At 69.0% G+C, this 25,333-nt stretch carries 13 protein-coding genes; 4 read left to right on the top strand and 9 right to left on the bottom strand.

Annotated elements, in window-relative coordinates; genetic code table 11:
• Positions 1-10: 10 nt before the first annotated feature.
• Positions 11-8,683: a golvesin C-terminal-like domain-containing protein gene (locus ACFRKB_RS21215; protein WP_383107748.1), complete on the bottom strand. Its 8,673-nt coding sequence runs from the start codon at positions 8,681-8,683 to the stop codon at positions 11-13.
• Positions 8,684-9,037: 354 nt separating this feature from the next.
• On the opposite strand from ACFRKB_RS21215, the gene ACFRKB_RS21210 reads away from it, so the two are divergent.
• Together ACFRKB_RS21210 and ACFRKB_RS21205 are read left to right on the top strand one after the other, a co-directional pair.
• Positions 9,038-9,247, top strand: coding sequence for a hypothetical protein (locus ACFRKB_RS21210; RefSeq protein WP_365970774.1), 210 nt, complete (start codon positions 9,038-9,040; stop codon positions 9,245-9,247).
• Positions 9,234-10,622, top strand: coding sequence for an amidase (locus ACFRKB_RS21205; RefSeq protein ID WP_383107746.1), 1,389 nt, complete (start codon positions 9,234-9,236; stop codon positions 10,620-10,622). The genes ACFRKB_RS21210 and ACFRKB_RS21205 overlap by 14 nt, the downstream gene beginning before the upstream one ends.
• Before the next feature lie 114 nt (positions 10,623-10,736).
• Here ACFRKB_RS21205 and ACFRKB_RS21200 read toward each other — a convergent pair whose 3' ends face one another.
• The 6 genes from ACFRKB_RS21200 to lanL all read right to left on the bottom strand — a co-directional run bounded on the left by ACFRKB_RS21200 (position 10,737) and on the right by lanL (position 19,607).
• Positions 10,737-12,521 (bottom strand): ABC transporter ATP-binding protein, encoded by a 1,785-nt coding sequence (locus ACFRKB_RS21200; protein ID WP_383107744.1) that lies wholly within the window; start codon positions 12,519-12,521, stop codon positions 10,737-10,739.
• Positions 12,518-14,248, bottom strand: coding sequence for an ABC transporter ATP-binding protein (locus ACFRKB_RS21195; protein ID WP_383107743.1), 1,731 nt, complete (start codon positions 14,246-14,248; stop codon positions 12,518-12,520). Before ACFRKB_RS21195 ends, ACFRKB_RS21200 begins: the two co-directional genes overlap by 4 nt.
• A 308-nt stretch (positions 14,249-14,556) precedes the next feature.
• A complete protein-coding gene (locus ACFRKB_RS21190) occupies positions 14,557-14,712 on the bottom strand; it encodes a hypothetical protein (protein WP_383107741.1) in 156 nt (51 codons plus the stop codon).
• A 50-nt stretch (positions 14,713-14,762) separates the two neighbouring features.
• A complete protein-coding gene (locus tag ACFRKB_RS21185; RefSeq protein WP_365970779.1) occupies positions 14,763-14,921 on the bottom strand; it encodes an ALQxL family class IV lanthipeptide in 159 nt (52 codons plus the stop codon).
• 49 nt (positions 14,922-14,970) lie between these two features.
• Complete coding sequence (locus ACFRKB_RS21180; RefSeq protein WP_383107739.1) at positions 14,971-16,827, bottom strand: alpha/beta hydrolase family protein; 1,857 nt, start codon at positions 16,825-16,827, stop codon at positions 14,971-14,973.
• Positions 16,824-19,607 (bottom strand): class IV lanthionine synthetase LanL, encoded by a 2,784-nt coding sequence (gene lanL / locus ACFRKB_RS21175; RefSeq protein ID WP_383107737.1) that lies wholly within the window; start codon positions 19,605-19,607, stop codon positions 16,824-16,826. Before lanL ends, ACFRKB_RS21180 begins: the two co-directional genes overlap by 4 nt.
• A 412-nt stretch (positions 19,608-20,019) precedes the next feature.
• Here lanL and ACFRKB_RS21170 point away from each other — a divergent pair, with 412 nt between their 5' ends.
• Both ACFRKB_RS21170 and ACFRKB_RS21165 read left to right on the top strand, forming a co-directional pair.
• Complete coding sequence (locus ACFRKB_RS21170) at positions 20,020-20,973, top strand: hypothetical protein (RefSeq protein WP_383107736.1); 954 nt, start codon at positions 20,020-20,022, stop codon at positions 20,971-20,973.
• Between the two features lie 286 nt (positions 20,974-21,259).
• Complete coding sequence (locus ACFRKB_RS21165; RefSeq protein WP_383107734.1) at positions 21,260-21,808, top strand: carbonic anhydrase; 549 nt, start codon at positions 21,260-21,262, stop codon at positions 21,806-21,808.
• Between the two features lie 112 nt (positions 21,809-21,920).
• Here ACFRKB_RS21165 and ACFRKB_RS21160 read toward each other — a convergent pair whose 3' ends face one another.
• Positions 21,921-24,872, bottom strand: coding sequence for an NACHT domain-containing protein (locus ACFRKB_RS21160; protein ID WP_383107732.1), 2,952 nt, complete (start codon positions 24,870-24,872; stop codon positions 21,921-21,923).
• Positions 24,869-25,273, bottom strand: a complete 405-nt coding sequence (locus ACFRKB_RS21155; RefSeq protein WP_383107730.1) for a hypothetical protein — start codon at positions 25,271-25,273, stop codon at positions 24,869-24,871. Before ACFRKB_RS21155 ends, ACFRKB_RS21160 begins: the two co-directional genes overlap by 4 nt.
• Between the last annotated feature and the right edge of the window lie 60 nt (positions 25,274-25,333).

Genomic DNA, 25,333 nt, shown 5'->3' with positions numbered 1-25,333 from the left:
GCGGTCCGTGTCATGGGGTGTTCCCGGTGGGTGTCGGCGCACCGCCGCTGTCCATCTGTGTGCCGAGATTGTCTCCCGTACTCAGTTCGTTCGGTATGAACACCTGGAAGTTGATCCCGACCGAGCCGTCGGGATTGACGCCGTACGCAGACATGTCGTACCCGGTCGGCACCGTCCGGCTGCCGTCGTAGCGGGGCGACACGGTGTACATGACGTCCTGGCCGGCCATCACGGCGTTGTAGACCAGGCTCTCGTACGCCCTCATGTGCTCCTCGCCCTGCGTGGAGCCGATCTGCTTGGCGTTGGCGCCGCGGGCGCACGGGGAGAGGTTCGCCAGGACGCCCTTGCCCGCGAGCTTGTTGCCGATCAGGTGGCAGGCGTTGACGTTCCGCTGCGCGTCCAGCCCCTTGCCCGTGGCGAAGTCCTGTGCCCACTGGTATCCCGGCGGGTTCGAACCCACGGCGGTGCCCTTGTTGTTCTTCAGGTAGTCCTTCGTCAGACAGGCTTCCGCCGCCGTGGCCCGGTTGCCGTTGGCCGCGTCCCGCTCGCCGTACTTGATCCAGCCGTCGCCGCAACCGGACCGGTTGTCGTCGTCATCGGGCTCCGGCTGGGGCCGTGGGACGCGCCGCGGGTCGGGTGCGGGCTGGTCGTCGGTGTCGTCCCGCGCCCGGGAACGCTCGTCGATCCGTTCCCGGACCTCGTTGACGGCGTACTCGACGGCGGCGGCGACGGCGATGATGGCGACCGTGACCACGACCGCGGCGACGAAGGCCACGGCGATCGCCGGGATGGCGAGGGCGAAGAAGTGGCCGTCGATCTCGACGTTGCTGATCGGGTTGCCGCCGGTGAAGGCGTAGCGGTTGCCGGTGAAGGGGTCACTGCCCAGACCCATGTCGGCCAGGGCCCCGTTGTACATGTCCCGGCTGGTGAAGCGGTTCAGCCCCGGGTCGTAGTCGCGGAAGCCCATGTCGTACGTGCCGGATCCGGCGTCCCACCGCTTGGCGTTGTAGCGGTAGGAGTTGTACTCCTCCTTGGTCGGATCGGCGGCGTCCGGCTTGTCGATGCCGGTGAACTCCGACGAGTCGTCGTTGCCGTACGCCGTGTAGCCGTAGGTGGCCTTGGTGTTGCCGCTGTCGTCGGTCAGGGTCTCGACGTCGGTGTGGCTGTTGTAGCCGTAGTACGCGTCCTCGGTCGTCCCGTTCTCGTTGTGCTTGACCTGCGACAGACGCTGGCCCCACGGGCTGTACTGGTAGGACTTGGTGAGCTTGCCGGCCACCTCCTCGGTCAGCACCTCCTGGGAGAGGCCGAGGTAGCGGTAGTCGGTGGTCTTGCCGTCGGCGGTCTTGGACGAGGTGCGGTCGAGCGGGTCGAAGGTGTACGTCGTCGACTTCATCGCGCCGTCCGCGTCCCGCTGCTGGGACTCGATGACGTGGTCGAAGCCGTCGTAGACGCTGCGCGAGACGACCTGCCCGTCCTGGGACGTCGACTCCTGACGGCCCAGCGGGTCGTAGTTGAAGGAGGTGACGGACCCGGCGCTGGTCGACGTCTGCAGCCGGTTGCGGTCGTAACGGAAGTCCGTGGCGGTGCCGCCGACGGTCTGCTGGACGACGTTGGCGTTGTCGTCGTGGACGTATGTCTCCGTGGCGGCGCCGTTGCCGGTCTTCACCGACTTGGCGATCCGGTCGACCGGGTCGTAGGTGTACTCGGTGGTGGACTCCAGATACGCCGAGTGGTTGTCGGCGTTCATCTTCTTCGCCGTGTCCTTCGCCTTGTTGCCGTTGGCGTCGTAGGCGTAGGTGTGCGAGGCGACCAGTGTGCCGTCGGCCTTCTTCTCCGCGCTGGACCGCACCGTGCCGTCGAGGAAGTAGGCGTTGTCGACGGTGTTGCCGTTGTCCTTGGTCTCCCGCAGCACCTCACCGCGGTCGGTGTAGGCGTACGAGGTGACCTTGGGGTCGGTGTCCGTGGGCGACGTGCCCACCGAGACCGATTTGACCTTCTCCCTCAGGTCGTAGGTGTACGTCGAGTACTGGTCGGGGTGGGTGATCGACTCGGGCTGGTCGTTGGGGTCGTAGGTGTAGGCCGTGCTCGTCTTCTCCTGGCCGGCCAGGGTCTCGGTGATCCGCGACACCCGGTTCAGGCCGGTGTAGGAGATCGTGTACTTGTCGACCTCGGCGCCGGACGACAGGTCGTCGATCAGCGAGAGGTTGTCGTTGAGGTCGTAGGCGTAGCGGAAGTGGTGCTTCTCCGCGTCGATGTCGCCGGTCAGGTCGCGCACCAGCTTGACCCCGTCGGCCACGACCTTGCCGTCGGCGGCCTGGAACAGCTCCAGCTTCGCCGCGTTGCCCTGGCCGAAGTCGTACGTGCCGAGGCTGACCCAGGTGCCGGCCGCGGTGGACTGGTCGACCGTCCTGTCGGTGCTTCCACCGGTGTGGGTGACCTTGTACCTGGCGGCCTTGCTGGCGCCCGCGACCTGCGGGAACTTCACGTAGGCGGTGTACTTGCCGTTCTTCGGGATGTTCAGCGTCCAGGAGTACGCGTCCGTCCCGCTGCCGGCCGCGTGCACACGGTGGTCGAAGCCCTGCTGACCGGCGAGGCTCGCCGTGGTCCAGGTGCCGGTGGAGGCGGTGTGCTGGATGTCGGAGTTGTCGACGAGGGGCACCGCGGTGCCGACCGGCACGCCGTCGTCGGTCTTCTCCTTCAGCTTGCCGTTCGGGTAGTAGCTCCAGCCCATGGTGCGGCTGACGGAGTCACCGGCGGAACTCAGCGTCCGGGAGGTCTGCAGCCCCAGGTCGTTGTACTCGTAGCTGGTCCGGATGTCCCACGGGTCGGTGGAGCTCCTGGTCCACCCGTTGTCGTAGTAGGTGAACTCGGTGTCGTTGCGGACCGTCTGGCCCTCCGAGGGCGGCGGCGAGCTGCGGGTGACACGGCCGGCCGCGTCGTAGAACGTCTGCGTGTAGACATCCGGGTCGTTGTAGCGGGTGTCCGACGGGCTGTACGGCAGGTACTCCTTGACCGGCCGGTTCAGCGCGTCGTACTCGGTGCGCTTGGTGAAGTCGTCGGCGTTCGCGGTCTCCGTGCCGCGCGGGGTGATCACCCGGGTGGCGTTGCCGACCTGGTCGTACTCGTAGCGGGTGGTCCGGTACGTGGTGTCGCCGCCGGTGCCCGAGTGCGGGACCTTGACCTCGGTCTTGCGGCCCCGCTCGTCGTAGCTGGACAGGGTGGTGTTGCCGTCGGGGTCCGTGTCGGAGACGACCAGCGCGTCCTTGTCGTAGCCGCGGTGCGTCACATTGCCCAGCGGGTCGGTGACCGAGGTGACCCGGTGCTCCAGGTCGTAGGTCATCTTCGACGAGAAGTCGTCGGGGTCCGCCGTCCTGTTCTTCTTCGGGTCGACGACCTTGACGTTGTTGCCCACCTCGTCGTACGAGTACGAGATCTTCTCGCCGACGGCGTTGATCACCGAGGTGAGCTGGTAGATCTCGTCGTGGTTCTGGGTGGTGGTGTAGTCGTCCGGGACGTCGGGCGTGGCCACGCCCTTCGGCTCGGTCGTCGTCTTCAGATGACCGGTTTTGTCGTAGGTGTAGGTGGTACGGCGCAGGGGTTCGGCCGGCGAGTCCCGCGGTGAGGTGGCCTCGGTGATCTGGTCGGCCGCGTCGTAGACCGCCGTGGAGACCGCTCCGGTGGGCGCGATCGCCTTGGTGACGTTGTCATTGGCGTCGTAGTCGGGTGCCGGGATGGTGAGCAGGTCGTTCTTGGCCTGGTCCCTCGGCGCCGTCCTGACCAGCGGGCGGCCGTACGTGTCGTACGTCTGTGTGGTGCGGTGGCCCAGCGGGTCGGTGGTCTTGGTGACCTTGCCGCGCTCGTCGTACTCGTAGACCGAGCTGTTGTTCAGCGCGTCCGTGATCTTCGCCGGGTAACCGGCCGGGACGAACTCGCTGTTCACCGTGGAGTTGCCGTTGGCGTCGGTGGCCTTGGTGAGCTGACCGTGGGCGTCGTACTCGTACCGGGTCGTGTAGTCGCCCTCGGCGGGCGTCGAGACGCCCTTCGGGTCGGTGACCGTCTTCAGGTTGCCGAAGGTGTCATAGCCGAACTGCCAGGCGCGGCCCTGCGGCGATGTCTTGCGGAACAGGTCGGAGGAGTAGCCGTCCAGCCGCTTGACGTACTCGAACTTCTGGGCGTTGACCGGGTATGTGCCGGGCGCGCAGTCGCTCTGCGGCGGGACGCCGCCCGTGTTGTGCTCGGCGGTGCGCTTCCACAGCGGGTAGCCGGTAAGCGCGTCGTAGCAGTACGCGGTGACGGCCCCGTTGTTCTCCTCCATGTAGGTGACGTTGTTGTCCGCGTCCCACGCCAGCTGGGTCTGCTGCGACTTGGCGTTGACGGACCGCACCGGGCGCCCGTAGTCGTCGGTGACGTAGGTGGTGTCGTGGCCCTCCGCGTCGGTGACCACCGTGGACGTGAAACGGGTGTTGGCCGTGTCCGGTGCGTAGGCGAACTCGGTGGTGCCGCCGATGCGGTCGGTGATGGTCTGGGTCCACCAGTGGTACTTCGGGTCGTCGCCCTCGCTCGGGTAGTAGTAGTCGAGGCCGGTGGTCTGGCCGCGCGGGTCGGTGATCTCGACCAGCTTGACGTTCTTGTTGCCCTGCTCGGCGTCGTACGTGAAGCCGAAGACCTTCGGCTGGGACGAACCGGCGCCGTCGGTCAGCTTGGTCAACAGTCCCTTGTCGGAGTACTCGAAGGCCAGCTTGCGGCCCGAGATGTCGGTCATCGACTTGAGGTGGTCGATGATCTTCGGGCTGCTGGTGTCCGACTTGGTGTAGTAGGCGGCGGTGAGCGTCTGCCGCCCGGCCGGGTCGGTGATGTACTTGAGGAACTTCGTCGGCTTGTTGTTGGACTTGCGTTCCTCGTACGTGAACGTCTGGGTGTTGCCGTTCTTGTCGACGACGGACGTCTGGTAGCCGTCACAGCCGAACAGGAACCGCGTGCCGTCCGGGCGCGTCAGCGTCCAGGCGTCCGGTACCGGGTCCTTCGCCGGGGTGCAGTCCAGTCCCGGTTTGGCCGACAGCCGGAAGTGGACGCCGGCCGGCGCCTTCCACGTACCGTCGTCCTGCGCCCGGAAGACATGGGTGGTCCCGTCCCCGTCGGGCAGCCGGACCTCGCGCGGGTTCGGGTTCGGGTGGAAGTCCAGCGGGGCGCCGAGCCGGATCGGCCCCGCGGCCTGCACCGACCAGCCGTGACCGGCGACGGTGTCCGAGGTGTCCTGGGTGTTGTAGGCGAAGCGGACGAAGGTGTTCAGGCCGCGGCCCGGGTTGCTGAGGGCGTTGTACTGCCAGACGCTGTTCCCGGCGGCGGTGTTGTTCATCAGCGACGAACCCGCGCCGGTGTTCTTGCCGTTGTACGAGTAGTACTTCTCCAGGCCGAGCTGGTCCGAGGTCGGGTCCTCGACGGTGACGTTCTGCCGGAGACCGGGTATGCCGCCCGTGCCCGACAGCCAGGTGCCCGCCGCAGTGTCCCGGACGTCCCAGGTGAGGACGTACTCGGTGCGCTTGTTGCCGGAGCCTGAGTTGATGGGGGCGCGGATCTTGGCCTGGACGGTGACCGAGTCACCGGGCAGCGGATCGGCGGGCAGGGCGGTCTGGAGCTGGTTGCCGCCGTTGGTGACGTCCGTACCGTCCGGGAGCGCCCACCGGTAGCTCAGGGCGTGGGTGCCGGCCTTCCAGACGGACGTGGTGGTGTTGGTGAGGGTGAACTCGACGGTGTGGTCGCTGTTCGGGGTGATCCGCGCCGGGGTCTGGGGCGCGTAGTACGTCGACTCGGTGGTGGAGTCGATGTACGTGACCGCGATACGGGGCCGCAGCCTCGGCTCGACGCCCTCGGAGGAGACGAAGACGGTGCGTTCCTGGGGACCGGCCTCGTCGGCGAGCTTGATCAGCACACCGTGCTGGGTGGCGGGGTCGCGCACCCAGCCCTGCACCATCGAGGACACGTTCCAGTCGCGGCTGGCCGGGTCGTTGGTGAAGGAGCCGAGGTCGGACACCGGGCTGCCGGTGTCACCGCCCGCGGTGGTCCAGGAGGCGGTGGAGTCGGCCTTCTGCCAGGTGGCGGTCGCCTCGTCGAAGGCACGTGTGAGCGGGCGCAGTTCGTATCTGGCTCCCGCCGTGTCCGTGACGGTGGTGAAGCCCCAGAGCTTGACCTGGGCGTCCAGCACCCGTGCCGTGGCGGGGATGCCCAGCGCGGGGAACTTCACCGCGGCCCGGCTGGTGCCGTAGGTGGCCGAACTGTTGCCCGCCATGAGCCAGTTGTGCGAGGCGCCGCCGTCCGCGATGGTGTCGTGCGGCTGCGTCGGCTGCCCCGCGGTGAGCGTGGTGTCCTGGGACGCCTCGATCAGTTTGATGGTGCGGCCCGCCTTGGGCAGGCGTACCAGCCGGGTCGGGCCCTGGACCGTCTGCCCGTCCCGGGTCTTCACCACGACCATGTAGTAGTAGGCGCGGCCGAGCGGGTCGGCGTCGTCCGCGCGGGTGGGTACGGCGGAGCTGTCGGTGAAGGCCGTCGTGCCGGGTGCCACCGGGGCGACCAGGGTGGAGGCCGAGGGGGCGAAGTTCTGGAAGACGGAGCGGTGCACCTGGTACTCGGCCAGGTCGTCACCGGAGTCCGCCGAAGGGTCCTGGTACGCGGACCAGTTCAGCTCCGCGCCGGTGGCGTGGATGGTGCTCGGCGCCGCCAGGTCCACGCTCGGGCGGCCGTAAGTGAGGACGAGACGCGGGTAGTTGACCGTCTCGCCGTTGTAGGCGAACTCGCTGCCCTCGTAACGGGGGCCGCCCTTGGGCGCGGTCGCGCTCTCGTCGCCCGCCTTGACCACGAATCCGTGGTTGGCGTACGTGCCGTCGATCCACTGCTGGACGGTCTTGGTGACCGGGAAGGAGTGCCAGGTGTTGGCCTCCGCCGGCTTCTTCAGGACGGTGCCGCCCCGGGTGAAGCGCACGGCGTCGGCGATCACCGCGGTCGAGGTGGAGGCGGGACCGTCACCCAGGACGACCTTGCCGAGCGTGCCGGCCTTGAACGGGTAGGTGCCCAGCGCCCGCCACACGCCGCCCGACCCGGCGCGCTGGTCGACGGTGCGCGCCGTGCTGCCGCCGTCGTGCGTCACGGTGTACGGCGCGTTGGTGGCCCGGTCCTCGGCGGGCACGGAGTGCGCCTCGACCAGATAGTCGCCGGTTTCGGGGAGGTTCGGCTGCCAGGTGTAGGTGTCCCCGGCCACCGAGTCCTTGTTGTACAGGTAGTCCTTGTTCACCGCGTACTGCGTGTACGTGGTGTTGCCGGACGCCGGCCAGGATCCCTTGGCGGCCGTGGTGCCGGAGTCGCCGTCATCGACGACCACGGAGGTGCCGGACAGCTCGCCGGTCAGGTCCTTGGCGCTGTTCCAGGTGGCGGTCGACTCGTTCCAGTCAGCCGTGGCGCGGTGCGCCTCCAGCCGTACCTCGTCGGCGCTGGTGGTGTGCGACTGGTCGTAGTAGAGCCGGAGATCGGCGGAGTCGAGCCGGGTGCCCGACGGGATGCCGCTCACCGGGAACCGCAGCAGGGCCCGGGAACTGCCGGTGGTGGTGTTGCCGACGGAGAGCCGCCAGCTGGTGTCGTAGTTGTCGCCCGGCCCGTCCGAGGAGATCATCACGTCCTGGGCCTGCGAGGGCGGCGGCGAGATCGCGATCGTCGGGTCGATGGTGACCGGGAACCGCCGCTCGGGGGCGGCGAGCCAGCCGGCGTCCGGGGTCACCGTCAGTTTCCAGCTCTTGCCCGCGCGGGTGAGCTTCTGTGTGACGTCGGTGCTGTGGGCCGTGCCGTACGGGGACTCGGCGTCCTTCCTGGCGTCCGTCATGAACGCGGGCGGCAGCTCAAGGACGGGGTCCTTGCCCTCGCCGTAGAGCCGGACGGCGCCGTCCTCGCCGGCCTTGGGCGTCAGTCCGCCCGTGTCGAGCGTGAAGGTGAACGACAGCGGACCGGCCGGGCGTTCACGAAGGACGATGTTCTCCTTCACCCGCCCCGGACCGACCTCGTAGACGAGGTCCGCGCCGGACACCGCGTCGCGGTAGGTCACCTGGTTGTCCCGGGCCACCGGCGCGAGGGATCCGGCGTCCGGCAGCCCGAGGGTGACGACATGGCCGTCGGAGGTCTCGAAGCGCACCAGGCCGTCGGCCTTCTTGCCGAACCAGGTGCGGGCGGTGTTGGTGGTGTTGGCGAAGGCGTATCCCGGCCGGTCGACGGCCTTGATGGCGGGGTCGATCGCCTGCCACTTCTTGCCCGTCCGGTAGCCGGTGGGTACGGCCGACACCTCGGCCTGCACCCGGCCGTCGGACATGCGCCAGTACCGTGCGTGGGTCGTGCGCCGGTCGCTCAGTTCGGCGACCCGGTGGGCCTTCGCGGCCGGGGCGCCCTTGGGCAGCTTCTCGCGGCTCGGCAGGGTCGGTTCGCCGCCGCTCTCGGGTGCTTCGGGAACGGCGTCGCCGTCGCCGTCGCTGTCGAACCAGTTCCCGATGGTGGCGAACAGGCCCTCGGACGAGCCCTTGCCCTCCCCCTCACCGTTCTTCGCCGGAAGCGCGTAGGCCGCCTGCGGTAGGACGGAGATGGTGATCGCCGTGACCACGGTCAGGGCGATCGCCCGTATCGGTCTCTCTCGCGTCGCTCTTTTTCTCATGCCGCCCCTCATGTTTTCGGCGCCCTCCCGTGGGCGGGCGCCAATTCGTACACGAAAGAAAGGGAATCCAGAGTGGAGAGCATGGATTCCGGCAGTGCGTGAGCCGCCGGGGACATGGGGCAGCGGCAATTGACACCGCATTACCGCGGCATCACTCTTTCACCGCCCGACGCACCGGCAGGGCGCATCATGTACCAGCGGCCCATGTGCATGTCAAAAGCATGCGCATGAGTCGACAAATGCCCAACAGTAGGCAAATGTTGACCATCAGTCACAGGTCACAGGTCACAGGCCGCAGGCCGCAGGTGGCGGCGGATCGCTCCGTAGCTCCTGCCCGATCAGGGGAGAACGCTCATGTCCGCTGCTGAACTCACACCGCCGGAGGCGGCCCTCTGGGCCGACCGTGCCGGGCTTCCGTTATCGCCCGACCGGCACGCCGCGGTGGCCGTCACCGCCAACCGCATCCACGCCATCGTCGCGGTCCTGCGGGAGCTGGACTTCGGGGACACCCCGCCTGCCGCCGCGTACCGCGCGGGGGAGGAGACGCACGATGCGGCCGTATGAACTGACGCTCGCCGCGGCCGCCGAGGCGATCCGGGCGCGGACGCTGTCCCCCGTCGAACTGATGGACTCCGTCCTCGACCGCGTCGAGAAGACGGAACCGCAACTGGAGGCCTACGTCACCGTCATCGCGGAGGAGGCCCGACGGGCGGCGCGCGAGGCCGAGCGTGACGTCGTGGCCGGCCGCCCGCACGGCCCGCTGCATGGCATCCCCATGGGTCTCAAGGACCTGATCGACGTCGCCGGGGTGGCCACCACAGCCAGCTCCCGGGTCCGAGCGGACCACCGGGCGGAGGCCGACAGCACCGTCGCGGCCCGCCTGACGGCGGCCGGCGCGGTCCTGGTCGGCAAGACCCACACACACGAGTTCGCCTACGGTCTGACCACCCCGCAGACCAGCAACGCCTGGGACCGCGACCGGGTGGCCGGCGGTTCCAGCGGCGGATCCGCCGTTGCCGTCGCCGCGGGTTCCGCGACGTTCACACTGGGCACCGACACCGGCGGTTCGATCCGGGTGCCCTCCGCACTCAACGGCGTCGTCGGACTCAAGCCGACCTACGGCCTCGTCCCCCGCCACGGCGTCACCTCCCTGTCCTGGTCGCTGGACCACGTCGGGCCGATCACCCGTACCGTCGAGGACACGGCCCTGGTCCTCGCCGCCCTGGCCGGCCACGACCCCCGCGACCCCGCCTCCCTGGCCGCGCCCGCCGCCACCTACCGGCCGAGCACCGGTACGGACTTGACGGGGCTGCGCGTCGGTGTGCCGCGCAACTACTACTTCGAGCACGTCGACCCCGAGGTCGAGGCCGCCGTCCGGCGCGCCATCGGGCAGCTCGAAAACCTCGGCGCACGCCTCGTCGAGGTCGAGATCCCCATGACGCGCTACATCCAGGCCACCGCGTGGGGCCTGATCGCCCCCGAGGCCACCGCCTACCACGAGCGCACCCTGCGTGCGGTCCCGGAGCTGTACCAGGCGGACGTCCGCGTCCTCCTGGAGGCCGGCGAACTCATGCCGGCCGGGGACTACCTGCGCGCCCAGCGCTCCCGCACGCTCATGCGGCAGGCCTGGGTCCGCATGCTGAAGGAGGCCGATGTGATCGCCGCCCCGACGGTCCCGGCGACCGCGGTGAAGGCCGGCCAGTCCGCCATCACCTGGTCCGACGGCACCACCGAGAGCGTCTCCGACGCCTACGTACGCCTCTCGGCCCCCGCCAACATCGCGGGGGTGCCCGCACTGTCGGTGCCGGTCGGCCACGACACGAACGGCCTGCCGATCGGCATGCAACTGCTCGGCCGGCCCCTCGGTGAGCCGGTGCTGCTGCGTGTCGGACACGCCTACGAACAGACCCAGCCCGCGCGCCGGCCGGCGGAGGTGTGACGAACCGGCTGAGGGGCCCGGCCGGGCCCCTCAGCCGACCGATGCGTGGCCGCGAAGCGCCCACGGGTCCCCTGGTGGCTGCCCGCACCGGCGCGGTGCGGAGCCTGTACTCGTCTAGCTGCCATGCCCGATCAGGTCCGCGTACAACGGTGACCATTCCCGCAGGGTCTGGTGGTTTCCGTCGGCCACCGTTCCGGACTCAACGACAAGGACGCGTGGGGCTCGAAGCACCGAGCTGATTCGGTGAGCGATGACCACCAGAGTGCCGGGCCGGGCGATGAACGCTTGCTCGGCGCGGGCCTCGGCGACCGGGTCGAGGTGGCAGGTGGCTTCGTCGAGAATGACGACGGGGGCGGTGGACAGGTAGACACGGGCCAGTACGAGGAGCTGTCGCTCCCCCTGCGAGAGGGCATCCGGCCGCTCGATCACGGCGTCCGTGCCGCCGCAGCGGGCGACCAATTCGTCCAAGCCGAAGAGGGTGATGGCGGAAGCCAGTTCGCCGTCCTCGGGCCCGGGGCCCGAGTGCAGATAGGCAAGGTTCTCCCGCACAGTACCCGTGAAGACGTACGACTCCTGCGGCACCAGGGTCACCGTACGGCGCAGCCACGCCCGGTCCAACTCCTCCACCGATCGGTCGCCGATGCGCACCTCACCGGCGTCAGGGCGGTCCAGGCCTGCGAGGAGACCAGCGAGAGTGGATTTTCCGGCCCCGCTCGGCCCCATCACAGCCAGGTGTTCTCCCTCCTCGATTCTCAGGGACAGCTTCTCGATCACGGGTTCCGAGTGGGTGCCGTAGCCGAAGGTGACTTCTTCGAGTTCCAGGTGGGTTCCCGCGGCCCTGGCGGATCCGCCTTTCGGGCCCGAACGCACGGTGACGCGGTCGGCAAGACGGAGCAGCAGCACGCCGAGTTGTAGTCCGACGTTCGCGACGGTCTGCACCACCGACCGCAAAGCGGGTTCGAGGCCGGTGATCAGGTAGGTGGCCGCGCCCAGGATCTCTCCGGGGGTGGCTGCACCGGAACGGACGAGCCAGGGGGCCATGAGCAAGGTGGCGACGAGCGGCAGCCTGGCGCCGACGACGATCACTCCGAGCCGTCCGGCGGCGAGCCGGGCGACCGCCATCGAGGCCGCGGCCTGGGTGTCTATCGCCTGACCTACCTGGCGGTCAGCCGTCGCCGCCGCCCCGCACGCGTACACGTCGCGCAGCCCTCGAAGGACCTCTCCGGCCTCCTTGGAGAGGTGCTCCTCGGCCGCCAGGGAGGCCGCGTACCGTCGGCGCAGCCTGCGGGAGAGTTGGACGAGGAGGACGCCGGAGAGGGCCAACGCCACCACGGTCACCAGCGCGACCTGGGGTACCAGGGTCAGCAGTCCGATCACTACGGCGGCCACGGAGAAGACCACCGTGCGCGCGGTCATGAGAAGTCCGGCGGTCATCTGCCGCACTGATTCGGTCTGTCGCGTGGTGCGCGCCACCGCGCCGGTGTCGGCCTCTGCGTCAGAAAGGACGGCCCGGCGCAGTTCCGCGGACACGACAAGCCGTACCAGTCGGTCACGGACGGACTCGACGACGCTCGCCAGCGGGGTCATCACCTGACGGGTCCCGAAGGCGCCGAACACAAGCGCCGCGCCGTACGCGCTGAGGTAGGTGAGGCCGGTGCCCGAGTCACCGATGAGGAAGCCATGATCCAGCGCGGACGCCATGAGTTGGCCTGACAACACGACAGGGACGGCCTCCAGCAGGGACCAGGCCAGCATCGTCCACACCGCGGATCGCTCGGCGGTCACGGCCGGACGGACCAGACTCCAGCCGCGGCGCCGGGCGCCGGGCGTATCGCCATCGCGTTCACGGTCCGGATCCTGAGTGGAGCGGGGACCGGGCTGCCCGTACAGCGGGTTCACTCTTCCCTCCCTCGTCCGGGTGCGGAGGCCACCGTGACCGGCTCGCCGTCGTCGTACGCCGACGGGAGACCGAACCCCTCGGCGTACCCAGGTCGGTGCAGCAATTCCCGGTGCGGACCGAACGCCGCGACGCGGCCGTCCCTGAGCCACACCACCAGATCGGCGCGGGCCGCGGTGGACATCCGATGCGCGACGATCAGTTTGGTGCCCGGTCGGGCCGCCAGCGCCCGGGTGATCAGCCGCTCCGTGGCCATGTCCACGCTCGACGTGGCGTCGTCGAGGATCAGTACCCGGGGCTCGCGGCAGAAGGCGCGCGCCAGTCCCAGCCGTTGGAGTTCGCCGCCGGAGACGTGGAGTTCCTGCAGTGGGGTGTCCAGCCGCTGGGGCAGTCGGGCGACGAATCCGTCCGCCCTGCTGTCCCGCAGCGCCGAGCGGAACGCCGCGTCGTCGATGTCCCGGTCGGCGTAACCGATGGCTTCCCCGACGGTGCGGCCGAGGAGAACCGGGCGCTCGAAGGCGTAGCCGATCGCCTCGCGCAGGTCCACGGGATCAGCTTTGGCGAGGTCCATTCCGTCGACGTCGACGGTGCCGGTGTCCGGGCGCAGCAGCCCGCCGGCTACGGCGGCCAGGGTCGACTTGCCCACCCCGGAGGCGCCCACGATCGCCACTTCGCTTCCGGCGGGGATCGTCAGGTCGACGGAGTCGAGGACGGTGCGGCCCTCGGTCGCGACACGTATGCCACGCAGTCGCAGGGCTCCGCCTCCGCGTGGCAGCGGTTCGGAGCCGGTGGGCGCCGGGCCGCCGTCCAGCAGCGCGCGCAGGCGGCTCGCGGATCCACGGATCTGGCCGAACTGGGCCAGCAGCCCGGCCTGCCGGAAGATACCGAAGGCGAGGCTGAGGTAGCCGGCGGCGGCGAGCAGTTCCCCCGGGCTGACGCGCCCGGCGGTGACCCCGTGCGCGGCGGTGGCCAGCACCCCGACGTGGAGCAGTGGTGCGAGCAGTGACAGGTGCCAGCTCGCGTCGCGCTGCATCCGCCAGAACCTCTCGCCGCTGGAGCGCAGCGCGGCCAGCGGTCGCAGTACGCGGACTGCTTCGCGCTCGGTGGTACCGCAGGCGCGAATCGTGCGGATGCCCTGCATCGCACCCACGAACCGGTCGGCAAGCTCGCCGTGGACCCGCTGGTAGTCCGCGGTCAGCACGGTGGCCTTTCGAAGAAAGCCCCTGGAGATCAGCCAGACCAGCGGTACTCCCAGAAGGAAGGTGAGGCCGGTCCACGCATCGATGAGCAGCAGGGCGGTGATGCCGCCCAGCGAGGTGATCAGTGACACGATCGCGCCCACGGTGGACGGGACGAGCCTCGCGGTCTCCGCGGCGCTCTGCAGCAGCCGGCTGAGCATATCTCCCTGCGGGAAACGGCTTTGTCCGCGCAGGTCGAAGGAGAGTATGCGGCCGATCAGGCCGTGGCGCAGCCAGGCCGTGCCTTGGGCGGTGGCCCTGGCGTCCAGAAGTTCGGTGGCCGCTTCGGCGAGGACGCCGAGTACGACGACGCCGCACAGGAGCAGAGCGGGTGACATGCCGTCTCCCAGTGCGGCGTCCACTGCCGCCCCGATGGTGACGGGCAGGAGCATCGCGGTGCCCGCCGCGCAGACGGCCGCCGCGAGGCAGGCGGCGTTCCAGCCCGCGGCCGAGCAGAGTAGTCCTGCGAGCAGCCGTTGTTCGATCCGCATGTCGCAACGCTCCCGGGCAAGTGGTCGATGGGACTTATGTGGCTGTCCTGCCGCACTGGGTGCGGCAGGACAGCCGTCGCCACTGGGCGACTGGTGCGTCGGTACGTTCCGCGGTCCGTCAGAACCGGGATCACGTCACCAGTCGAAGGTGCGCCACGGGCAGGTCACGATCGACCCGAGGGCGCAGCACCCCTGTGCCGACATTTCGTTCTCGGTGGGCGGGAGTTCCTGGAGCAGCGAAATATCCATCATTTCTCACCTCCTTCATCGCCTGTGCCGAGCACGGTCGGACGTGAATCCTCTGTGACCTAGCTGCCCGTGTTCGTGCAGCTGTGACAGCTCGAGATGGTGAGGGAAAAGAACTGGCAGCCGTCGAGGACGCTGGACCAGCAGCAGTCCGCGGCAGCCAGGGATGCCTCTTCCACGGAGGGCAGTTCCTGGAGCAGTTCGATGGAGATCGACACAGGTTCACCTCCTTTCACGAAGGGAGTTCGGGCCATCCGCCGGTTCGCCGTCAGCTGTTGGTGCCGAAGGTGCAGCCGAAGCAGGTGACGATGGTCGGAATTCCTCCGAGGCCGCTGCAGCAGCTTCCCAGTCCGGGAAGGCTGCAAATGGCCAGGCCGACGTCTTCGGTGCTCGCCAGCTCCTGGAGGGCTGTGATGTCAAGGGTCACGATGGTTCACCTCCTCGTTGTTTCTCAGTGCCGGATGATTGCCTGCCGCTTATTTGCCGGAGCGTGAAACGGAAGGAAGTGGTGGCACGACCCACTCGCCCTGGGCGAGGAACCGGGCAACCGTGTGATGCAGCTCGGCCGAGCCGTCCAGCGGGGCGTGCCCCGCCGCGGCGATCTCCAGATGGTGGAAATCGATGCCGGGACGACGGCCGAGACGTCTCAGTTCCTGGACCAGTCGTGAGGACTGGCTCGCTGGAACGATCTGGTCCCGCTCGCCGTGCAGGACGACGAGCGGTGCGGTGATGTGCGGGAGTTGGGCGAGTACGTCACGCGGTCCGGCCTCGTCGACCAGAACAGCACGGCCGCCCAGCCTGTCGATCATGGCGCGGACCTGAGGCGAAGCCTCGGGATAGAGCCGATCGCCACTGAGAAGGGGGGCGACAGCGAGCACCCGTGACCACAGATCCGGTGAGATCCCGGCGGCGAGCAGCGCGAGGAAGGCGCCGTAACTCGCCCCGTACAGAGCCAGTGGCTCCCCTCCTCGAGATTCGTGGACATGGCAGGCCAGCGCGAGTATGTCCGCGAGGTCCGGGCCCGCCCAGGAGCCGACGATGTGTCGGTGGAATGCGTCCCCGTAGCCGACACTGCCGCGTGGATTGGGCGCGATGACGGTCACGCCGTGTTCGGCGAGGACCTGGAAGAGCTGGGAGAACTTCAGGACCCACCGGTCGGCGGGACCACCGTGCAGGCCGATCACCACATGCCGCGCCGAGCGCCAGTCCTGGTGTCCGCACACGACCGCTTCGATCTCGCCGTCAGCTCCTGGCAGGCGCTCCGCATGGCTGGGCGCCCATGCGGTGTATCTCCCGGCTGCCGTGCCGTCGTCCACATCGAACCAGCCCTCGGAGTCATGGGCGACCATGCGGGCCGGCAGACCGGCGCCGATCGACATGCTCCAGAACCGCGCCGCGCCGGACGGCACTTCGCTCCAGGCCCCCGCGCCCACGGCGCAGGGGTCCGGGGACTTCATCGGCCGGACCTCGTCGGTGGCTGTATCCAGGATCACGAGCTCTTGGCGTGGGCTGTCGACCACCTGGAGTGCGACCAGCCCCCCGCCCGGATGCATGGCGACCGGTGTCACCGTGCCGGACAGGCGCTGCGTCGCAAATACCTCCCGTGTGGATCCGTTCGGCCCGAACAGGCGCAGGCGATTGCCCTCACCGTCCGTCCCGGTGCTGACGAGCAGCACCTCACCCGTGCCTGGCGCGGTGTGCCACGCGATGTCGCCGGCCACCGGGTCGACGGGCAGTACCGTCCTCGCACCGGTTCGCAGGTCGTAGACGGTGGGTATCGTGCCTCCGCCTTCACGGACGTTGAGTACGTATCGCTCACCGCGGGGGTTCAGCCACCCTCCGCCCCGGGGAAGCAGCGCGGGCAGCGCGCCGAGCCGACGCACCGGCGTCTCGGGGCCGCGCCACAGCCATGCCGAGCACTCGTCGGACTGAGTGCCGCGCACGATGAACAGCACCGCGCGGGACCCGTCCGGGGCCGGCGCGACCATCAAGGGCCGTGCGGGGAGCCTTCCGGCGGGCCGCGACTTCCCGTCCGGTGACAGGAACAGCAGTGCTCCGGTGCTGATCAGGAGGACAGACCCGTCATCGAAGGGCACGGCGTCGTTCGGCAGCCTGTCCGAGGCGTCCTCGGCGCGACACCTTAGGCCCGGTACGGTGCGGCAGCTCGGCCGGACATCACCGAGGTGCCAGAACTCTCCGTAGAGAAAACCGCGCCCGTCGGCCACCAGGGCGGTGGCGCTGCGCCCTGTGCCGGAGAACCGGAACGTCAGCCGCGAGCGCAGGGTGGCGAGTATTGGCCAGAGCTCTGGAGTGCACTGGACCGTCGCGGTCACCACTCCTCCTTGGGGGGCAGAGCGAAGTCGTCGACCATCCACCATCGTTCGCCGCCGTGTCGGAGCCGGTGGAGGAAGCCGACGGCGCCGGCCATACCGATGTTGTAGCTGTAGGTCAGGCCCGTCCCCGTCTCATCCAGCAGTACCAGGCGCCCTTGGTGCAGTCCGCACAGCCGGTAGAGCGCGGCGGCGTGTTCCTCGGCCCATTCCAGATAGCGGCTGTCGCCGGTAGCGGCCGCCATGTCCAACAGGAATTCGCCGTTACCGGCCAGCCCATGACAGTGGCTGGCGCTGAGGAACCACTTCTCTCGGCGGGTGCTTACCGCGGCTCTGTGCGCGGCGTCGAGGTAACGTACGCCGGCGGTGGCTCGCCAGAGTCTGATCAGGAAAGTGCCGATTCCCGGAGCGCCGCTGCACCACCAGCACACGCCGTCGAAGGCATCGGACAGCGCTCCCTCACCGGTCTCGGCCGTCGGCCAGCGCAGGCCGTCCCCATGGTCTTGGGCCAGGGACAGAAGGAAGTCCCCGCCGGCGGCAGCGGACGCGAGCAGATCGGGCCGATCCAGTTCGCGGGCGACGGCCAGGAGGAAGGAGCAGATCCCCGCCACGCCGTGTGCGAATCCGTAATGGGTCAGTCCCTCTCCCTTGCCCATGGACTTGGGAACCGGCCAGACCAGGCCGTTGGGCGCCCGAGCGGCCAGCACCGATTCCACGCAGAGCAGCACCCGCTCGCGGAGTTCGTCGTCCCCGGTGCGGCGCCACAGGTGAAGCTGGGCCAGCCCGCCACCGGCCACGCCGTGGGTGATGTCGGGGTTGCTCCAGACCACCGGCAGGCGCTTGACGCGTTCGATGCTGCGGCGCTGTACGGCTTCGTCGCCCAGTTCGGTGGCGGCCTCGTACATGGCCCAATAGGTCCCGGCCCGACCGAAGTACAGCCCGGGGAGCTGTCGGGGACCGCGGTCGACCCTCTCGTCCAGCCACGCCAGTGCGGTACGCAGTGCCAGCCGTGGCCGAGCGTCCCCGGTGGTCCGGACGGCCCGGCGTATCACCTCCAGAGTGCCGGCTGATCCGGCCTGGAGGGCCAGAGTGTCGAACGTGCGCCCCTCGACAGGAGGCGCGGGCCACAGGGCTTCGGGGCTTTCGGGTGTCATACCGGCGACGAGCTGGGCCTGTCCGTCGGTGAGCAAACGTTGCTGATCCTCCGTCGGAAGGCGCAGCGGCCGTGGGCCGGAACCCTCCGGCCGCAGGTCCTCCAACATCTCCCGCACCCGCAGCAGGGGCAGGCGATGCTCCGGCCGTTCCTTCAGCAGGCCGAGGACGACCGGGGCGAAGGCGCGGAGCGAGGCATGTTCTGCGGCGACCGCCCGCACCAGGAACCGCACACGCGTGTCATAGGGGCGCGGGAGCGTATCGCAGCCGGGAGTGTGGACGGCGGGAGCGTCGCCCGTTGGCGCCGACTCGTCCGCATGGTCCTCCGGGGGGATGTAAGGATGCACCCCCGTGCACAGGTGGAACAGGGTCGCGCCGACGCTGTACAGGTCGGCGACCGGCTGCGGTGCCGGGTAACGGACAGGTCCGGAGGCCTCCTCGGGCGGCGCGTAGGACAAGGTCTGGACGCGGGTCACCTGCTCGTCGGGCGAGGCGAGGAACTCTGTGTCGATGAGCACTAATTCACCGTCCGGCGTGATCATCACGTTGTTCGGCGTGAGATCCCGGAAGACCAGCCCCTTGTCGTGGACCGCTGCCACCATGTCGACGAGGCGTCGTGCGACGTCCAGCACCCGGTTGAAGGGCATCGTCCGGCTGGGCTCCGTCCGCACCATGGTCTCGACCCAGCTGCGTAGCGTGACTCCGGGGACCTCCTCCTCGGCCAGGAACAGGTGTCCCTGGTACTCGAAGAGATCGACCGCGCGTACGGCAATGCCCAGGGGCTCCAGGACGCGCAGCGTCCGGTACTCGTTGCGCAGATAGTCACGGGCGTCCGTGCCGTCGGCTTCCGCCCCTACGAAGGGCCTTGCCTCTTTGATGACCACCTTCTGACCGGTGTGTTCGTCGCGAGCGCGGTAGACGCCGCCGCGGTTGGAATGCCGGATCGCTTGGTGGACGACGAAGCGATCGTTGAGCAGCACCTGCGACTTACCGCGCTCGGAGGACGGGCGTACCGGCTCCGGGTCGGGCAGCGGAACCGGTGCCCAGACGGGAGGGCTGTACCAGGCATTACGCTCGTCCTGCGTCCACCGGCCGTCGGGACCAACCAGCATGTGCGTGTACGAGCCGTCCACGTCGAGTACGTGCTGACTGGCACTGAAGCCGCCGTAGCGGTAGTGGACCAGACTCCCGGGGCGGTACCGGCGGTCGGAGAGGATGGCCGGCCCTTCCATGCCTTCGGTGACCTCGTGCAGTACCTCGAGCAGTTCCTTGAACTGCTCGGGGCCTTCCGGGTAGACGGTGATGAACTTGCCTCCGGAGCCGCGGGCCATCCGAATCGAAAGCAGCATCCGCAACTGTTTGAGTCCCTTGGCGAACTTGAAGGTGACCCGGCGCTCCAGCAGCACCCGCGAGACCGAGGTGAGGACGTCCTCGGCCGAACGAGGTGTCGCGGTCACATGGATTTTCCAGCCTTGTGGCTGCGTCGCGGTGCCAGGAGGAGTCAGGTAGCACCACATTTGGTCGGCCCGGTGCTGCCAGCCGTGCAGTGGCACCACCTCGTCTCGGACCCGCAGGAACGTGTCGATGTAGGAGTGGTCCGATGGTTCCCACTCGGATTCCCGGTCGGTCACGGTCTTCTCCTCAATCTGCGACTGCCGGGTGGGGGGACGCGATGTCCCTGTCCCACCGGTCGCCGTAACGAGCCTCCTGGACGAGATGGCCACCACCGTGGTCGGCCGGCCTTGTGCGCGCCTGCAGAAAAGCTTGAAGTGGCTGGTCGGGCTTCTGCTTGCTGACGCGCGTCAGCTGGGGCCGGGCTCGTGGGGTCGGCCGACCGCTGACCGAACGCCGCGCCGTCCGCGATGGGGATCGCGCGCCCAGGACGCAACCCCCGGGGACTGAGGGGAACTTGAGTACGCTCCGAAGCGCCCCGGTGAACAATCGCCGCCCGCCGTTGAACATTCATTGACCAGGGCTTCGCGCAGGCCCACCGGTCCCGATCATGGGGAGTCGCCCCCCCGACCTCCCTACCGAAGGACCGCCGTGCCCCGTTGGAGATCCGCCCTGGCCACCCTGTCGGCCGCGTTCGTGGGCGCCACCACACTGCTCTTCGCCCCGCCCGCACAGGCCGCCCCCAGCGACGCCGACCTCGCCTACCGCTGGGCGCCGGTGAATTACCAGGACACCTCATCGAAGTACTACACCGCCGACTACCTGGCGCCGGTGAACTACGACGGCGACTGGAACACCCTCAACAACTGGGAGAACCTCGACGCCAACACCGCACGGCTGACCGGCACCGCGTACTACTCGGTGGTCGAGACCGAGACGCACTGGTACATCACCTACGCCTTCTTCCACCCCCGGGACTGGAAGGACTACCCGCTGAACCTCTTCTCGCACGAGAACGACATGGAGGGCCAGCTGGAGGTCGTCCGCAAGGACGGCAGTCAGTACGGCAGCCTGCAGGCCGTCGTGACGCTCGCGCATGACAACTTCTACTCGTACACCCCGCCCGGCAGCCCCTTCACCGACGGTCGCGAGAACATCGACGGCACCGTGATCATGCAGACCTACGACGGCGCGGCCCACCCGACGAGCTTCCAGGAAGCGCGCGGTCACGGTGCCTACGCCTGGAACGGTGCCGACTTCCCCGGCGGCGACGGAATCGTCTACAAGCCGAGCCGCGGTGCGGGCTCGGTCCCGGCCGGCGGCAACGACCGCGACGCGCGGTACGGCCTCACGGACCTCACCGCCTCCGACAGCCTCTGGGGCCGTCGCAACAACACCGAGACGTACGCCAAGTGGGGCACGTTCCGCGGCGACAACGGCAAGGACAACGCCGCGCACACCCCCTGGACCTGGGACGACACGAACGACGGCAGCGACCTTCAGGCGGGCGTGATCGCGACGGATCCCGCGTACCTGGTCTCCCAGTACTTCGGCAACACGGGCGATCTGAGCCTGACGTATCTGCGCAACCCTTACCGCGTCTGAGTGATCTGAGCGTGGACGTTCCGGGCGGCCGGGCCTGACGGCCGCCCGGAACGCGGGCACGTACCGGCTACGGGTCATGGCTCGCACGCGCACGGCAGATCACGCCACGACACCCCGATCCGCTGCCCCCGCGGCTCACGGCCGAACGCGCCGGATCGAGCATCGTCGAAGTCGAATCCTCGCGCGCCGCCCCGATATCCCGGCCCGCGGAAGTCACCGGCCCGATACTGGACGCCGACCGCTCGGTCTCCCCGTTCACCGCTTCGCTCTGATCGGAAACACGACCATGACCTCATCGAACTTCGCCACCTACCTGGAGCGCAACAAGCAGTTCGCCGCCACCGACGCCAGGACCCACGTCCCCGAGTTCCCGTTCATCCCGTTCAAGCAGATGTACCTGATCACCTGCATCGACCCACGAGTCGAGCCCGCGGCCATCGTGGGCGCGCGGCTCGGCGAGGCGATCGTGGCCCGCAACGTCGGAGGCCGCGTCACCCCCTCCGTGGTCCATGACCTGACATGGATCTGCCACCTGCACGAGAACAAGACACCCGACGCGGAGTGGTTCGAGGTGGCGATCATCCATCACACCGACTGCGGCTCCGGACTGTTCGCCGACGCCGAACTGCGCCGCACCTACGCCGAGCGAGGCGGCTATGACGAGGAGACCGCAGCCGCCATGGCGGTGCTCGACCCGTCCGCCACCGTGCGCACCGATGTCGAGTCGCTGCGCAGGGCGCCCGAGCTGGCCGGCAGCATCGAGAAATTCAGGATCGGCGGCTACGCCTACGACCTGAAGACCGGCGTGGTCACCACCGTCGTCGACCCGAGCTGACCTGGTACCGAAACCGGATCCCGCCGCGCCGCCCGTGCGGATGCCGGGATCCGGTGTTCACCGGCGTGGCACCACGGCGCGGGAGGCACGCGGCATCAGGCCGGAACCGGCGTCATCGCGGCCGTGGACCGAGGCTGCTTACGGCGGCACGCGCCAGGTCCTCGGTGGCACGGGCCAGGCGCGCCAACGTCTCGTCGTCATCCCGGGTGTGGGAAACGATGTAGGTGATGACGAGCACGACGTTGTCGACGCGTACGACGGTTTCGGTCATGGCGGTGTCCCTGATGTGGATCACCGTGAAGGCTTCCTCTCCCAGCCCTTCTGGGTGTCCGGTGTATTGAGGTTTGTGAACGTTGTTGGATGTCGGAGGGTCGTATTTTGTCTCCTTACCCCGCACCTCCGACTGGAAGGACTTCTCCGCCCATTGCACCGCGCTGTACCGGAGGAAGGGAGCGGATCCCGTCACGTCCACTTGTACGGATGCTTCCGGCACCGATCGCGCGTTGAGCCAGAGGCACATGTTGCCGCGGTCGACGGAGCCTGGCCCGCCGAGGATCCTGGGTTCGGGGAGAACGGGCGTGAGGGCGTGACGGTTCAGTAGTTCGCAGGCTGGTTTGATCGCGACACGTGGCCCGGGTGGGCCCTCCGACTCACTGATGGAACTCACCGTGAGACTGGCCAGGAACACCAGGGACCACAGGGAGAAACGCGCCCCCCGCGCCCGAGTGCCGACAGCGGCCAGGTGCTGCCGACGGGGTCGCTGTGCTGGTGCTGGCGCGGGACGGGCCGGAGAGGGCTGAGGTGCCTGGGACGCAGCACGGAGCGCGAGCCACTTCTGCAGCCGGGCGTGCCGGAACTGGTAATACGCGCCGGACTGCCGCAGGACACCGCGACGGTGCGCGTCCTCCAGGAAATCCATCAGCGCCCAGGGGATCTGCCCGGAGAGCCATGGCCACACTCTGGCCGCGGTGAAGGTGCCCCAGGCGGAGACGCTCACAGCGAACACCGCAAGGGCGGCGATCGAGGCAGTGACGCTGACGGACCAGTCGACGGGGCCGACGGCGTCGCGGCCCGCGTTGTCCTTCCAGGTCATCAGCGCCACAACGGGGAACAGCAGGGGCACGGCGGCCCTCAGGCAGGGGGCGCCGCCGGCCCACAGGTTCCCCAGTCCGAGGGAGGCGACAGTGGCTCTGCGGTCCTGGCGCAGTACCCATCGTGGGCTGCGCGCGGCAGCCATGGGGACGGCGGGATGCAGGATGGTGCTCAGCGAAGCGGCGTAGACCACCAGCACCAGCGTCAGGATGACGCCGGTGTCGAACAGGCTGAACAGCCAAAGACCGCACGCCAGTATCAGGGCGAGCCCCGCCGCGGCACCCAGCAGGAAGCGGCCGGTCGACGCGGGGGGCCGGAAATGGCGGGGAAGGGACAGCCGTTCCCGCTGCCCCAGCGCCACTTCGGCCACCGACACGAGACCCATGAGCCCCACCGGAACCCACACCGGTAGACCGAAGAACCACGAAACCGGCGTATCAACAAACAACCACCACATGACGGCGACGGACACGGCGAGTGCCGACATCACCCCCAGTGTCCGCAGGGCGCCCGCGGCTCGCCGACTGAGCTGCCACCACGCCAGGTCCTGCGTGTCCTGAGCGTCGAGCCGCTGGGCGAGGAACTCCAGCCAGCGGGTTGCCTGTTCAGGCGGGTCGTAGACCGCCGGGATGAGCCTGTCCAGCAGGTGGTCCTCAAGGGACCTCTCGGTCGGGTAGGCGGCGCGGTTCAGGAGTTCGGACGGGTCACTGGTTGTCTCGCTGTACGCGGTGCGAGCCAGCGAGGCCATGAGGGGAGTGGTCAGGACGTTGCGCAGCCGTTCCACGTGTACGTCGCCGGCGCTCGCGCGCAGCCGGACGAACACCGGGTCCCACTTGGTGGACACCAGATCACCGGTGACCATCTTGCGGGTGGTGCGGCGCAGATGTTCGGCCACGTGGTCCAGGCTCAAGGGCAGCAGGCGGACAGCCGCGGTGGCCGGCAGCAGGAAGCCTGCCGAGGCGACGGCGGCGTCGAACTCGTCGCCCCGGGTGGTGACGACGACGGGGTCCGTGTGTCCGAGTGAAGCGCGCAGCCGCCGCATGGCCTCAGGGCGTGCCTCGGAACGGATCTCGTCGAAGCCGTCGAGAACCGGCAACAGCCTTCCGGTCCGGAGGAGTTCGGCGGCGAGGGTGGTCCCCCGGGCGGTGCGGGCCGCCAGCCAGGAATGGTCGAGCATCAGCCGCGCCGCCGCCCAGGACTCCAGGTCCTGGCCGGCCGGGTCCCAGGACGCCGGCGGAAGGATCACCGGGATGCGGTCGCCGGGCTCGGCCCGATGGAGGTGGTTCAGCGCGAACCGCAGGGCGAGTACGGACTTGCCGGCACCGGGGCCACCGACCACGAGCAGCCTTCCGGAAGGCACCCGGGCGTAGGTGTCGGTGACGGAAGCGAAGTCGCCCGAGAGGTCCAACGGGGTGTCGCACTCAGCGTCCCCGCGCACGCTCGACCAGTGGTCGGAAAGCCGGTCCTCGGTGGTCCAGCGCACCGGCAGCGGACTGGGATGCTGCACCTTGCGCAGCCGCTCCTCGGCCTCCCACTGGGAGCGCAGTGCGCGGGCGAGATGCCGCGCCGTGCGGTCCAACCGCCGGTCATGACGGCGCATGAGCGCGGGGCTGTTCAGCAGCCGGATCTCCTGCCAGAGCCAGTAGCGGCGACGCATCAGACCAAGCGCCATGAGGAGTCCGGTCAGGCCCGCCGCCAGCAGTGCGAGTGTGGCGAGACCGCCACCCGGATCCCCCGGACCGAACAGCACCGCGCCGATGAGCACCGCGCATCCGCAGAACAGGAGCAACGGGCCCGTGAACGCCCGGAGAGCATCGACTGTGCCCCTGTACGGGTCATGCTCGTCGCCGGTCTCCGAGCCGGACTGGGTGACGTAGATGTCCCTGCCCGATACGTAGACCTGGGCGTTGTCACGAGCGTGTGCCTCGATCCGGACACCGGTCGGGTCCGGATCGCGGGCGGATTCGCTCATGCGCCCGTGATGTGCTGGTCCCCGCCCGCCATGTATACACGGGAGTTGTCGCGTGCCTCGACCTTCATGACCACCGACCGGATCCGGGTCTGTTCGTTCTCCGGGAGAGGCGGGGTGAGATGCTCATCGAGCAGTTGGCGCAGCTCGGCGGCGAAACCCGGATTCGCGCGCAGGAGTTCATGCAAACGCAGCCGCCAGGCCCCCGCCAGTGCCTGTTCGGTGTCCGCGTCCCCGGCTTCCCGCGCCGCGAGCACCTGAGCGCGGAGGGTGTCGAGTTGGGCACCGATGCCGTCGGCGCGCGCGGGCTGTATCCGACGCCATAGGTCGACCGTCGCCGTCCTGGCCTGCTGCCAGACATCCGTGGCCATGGCACCTACGAGTGCGGTTCCTGCTGCCAGCACGATCGGATCCACCGTACGCCCCCAGTCAGACTCTGATTCACGGCATGTCTGTGTCACTGA

Source organism: Streptomyces scopuliridis (genome assembly GCF_042790125.1).
GTDB lineage: Bacteria > Actinomycetota > Actinomycetes > Streptomycetales > Streptomycetaceae > Streptomyces > Streptomyces scopuliridis_A.
Note: the sequence above shows the minus strand (reverse complement) of the source record. Positions and strands in the feature narration are given on the sequence as shown.

What these genes read in the sequence shown, in the direction of transcription:
- ACFRKB_RS21215 (WP_383107748.1), bottom strand. Translation starts at nt 8,683, where the DNA reads ATGAGAAAAAGAGCGACGCGAGAGAGACCGATACGGGCGATCGCCCTG.
- ACFRKB_RS21210 (WP_365970774.1), top strand. Translation starts at nt 9,038, where the DNA reads ATGTCCGCTGCTGAACTCACACCGCCGGAGGCGGCCCTCTGGGCCGAC.
- ACFRKB_RS21205 (WP_383107746.1), top strand. Translation starts at nt 9,234, where the DNA reads ATGCGGCCGTATGAACTGACGCTCGCCGCGGCCGCCGAGGCGATCCGG.
- ACFRKB_RS21195 (WP_383107743.1), bottom strand. Translation starts at nt 14,248, where the DNA reads ATGCGGATCGAACAACGGCTGCTCGCAGGACTACTCTGCTCGGCCGCG.
- ACFRKB_RS21165 (WP_383107734.1), top strand. Translation starts at nt 21,260, where the DNA reads ATGACCTCATCGAACTTCGCCACCTACCTGGAGCGCAACAAGCAGTTC.
- ACFRKB_RS21160 (WP_383107732.1), bottom strand. Translation starts at nt 24,872, where the DNA reads ATGAGCGAATCCGCCCGCGATCCGGACCCGACCGGTGTCCGGATCGAG.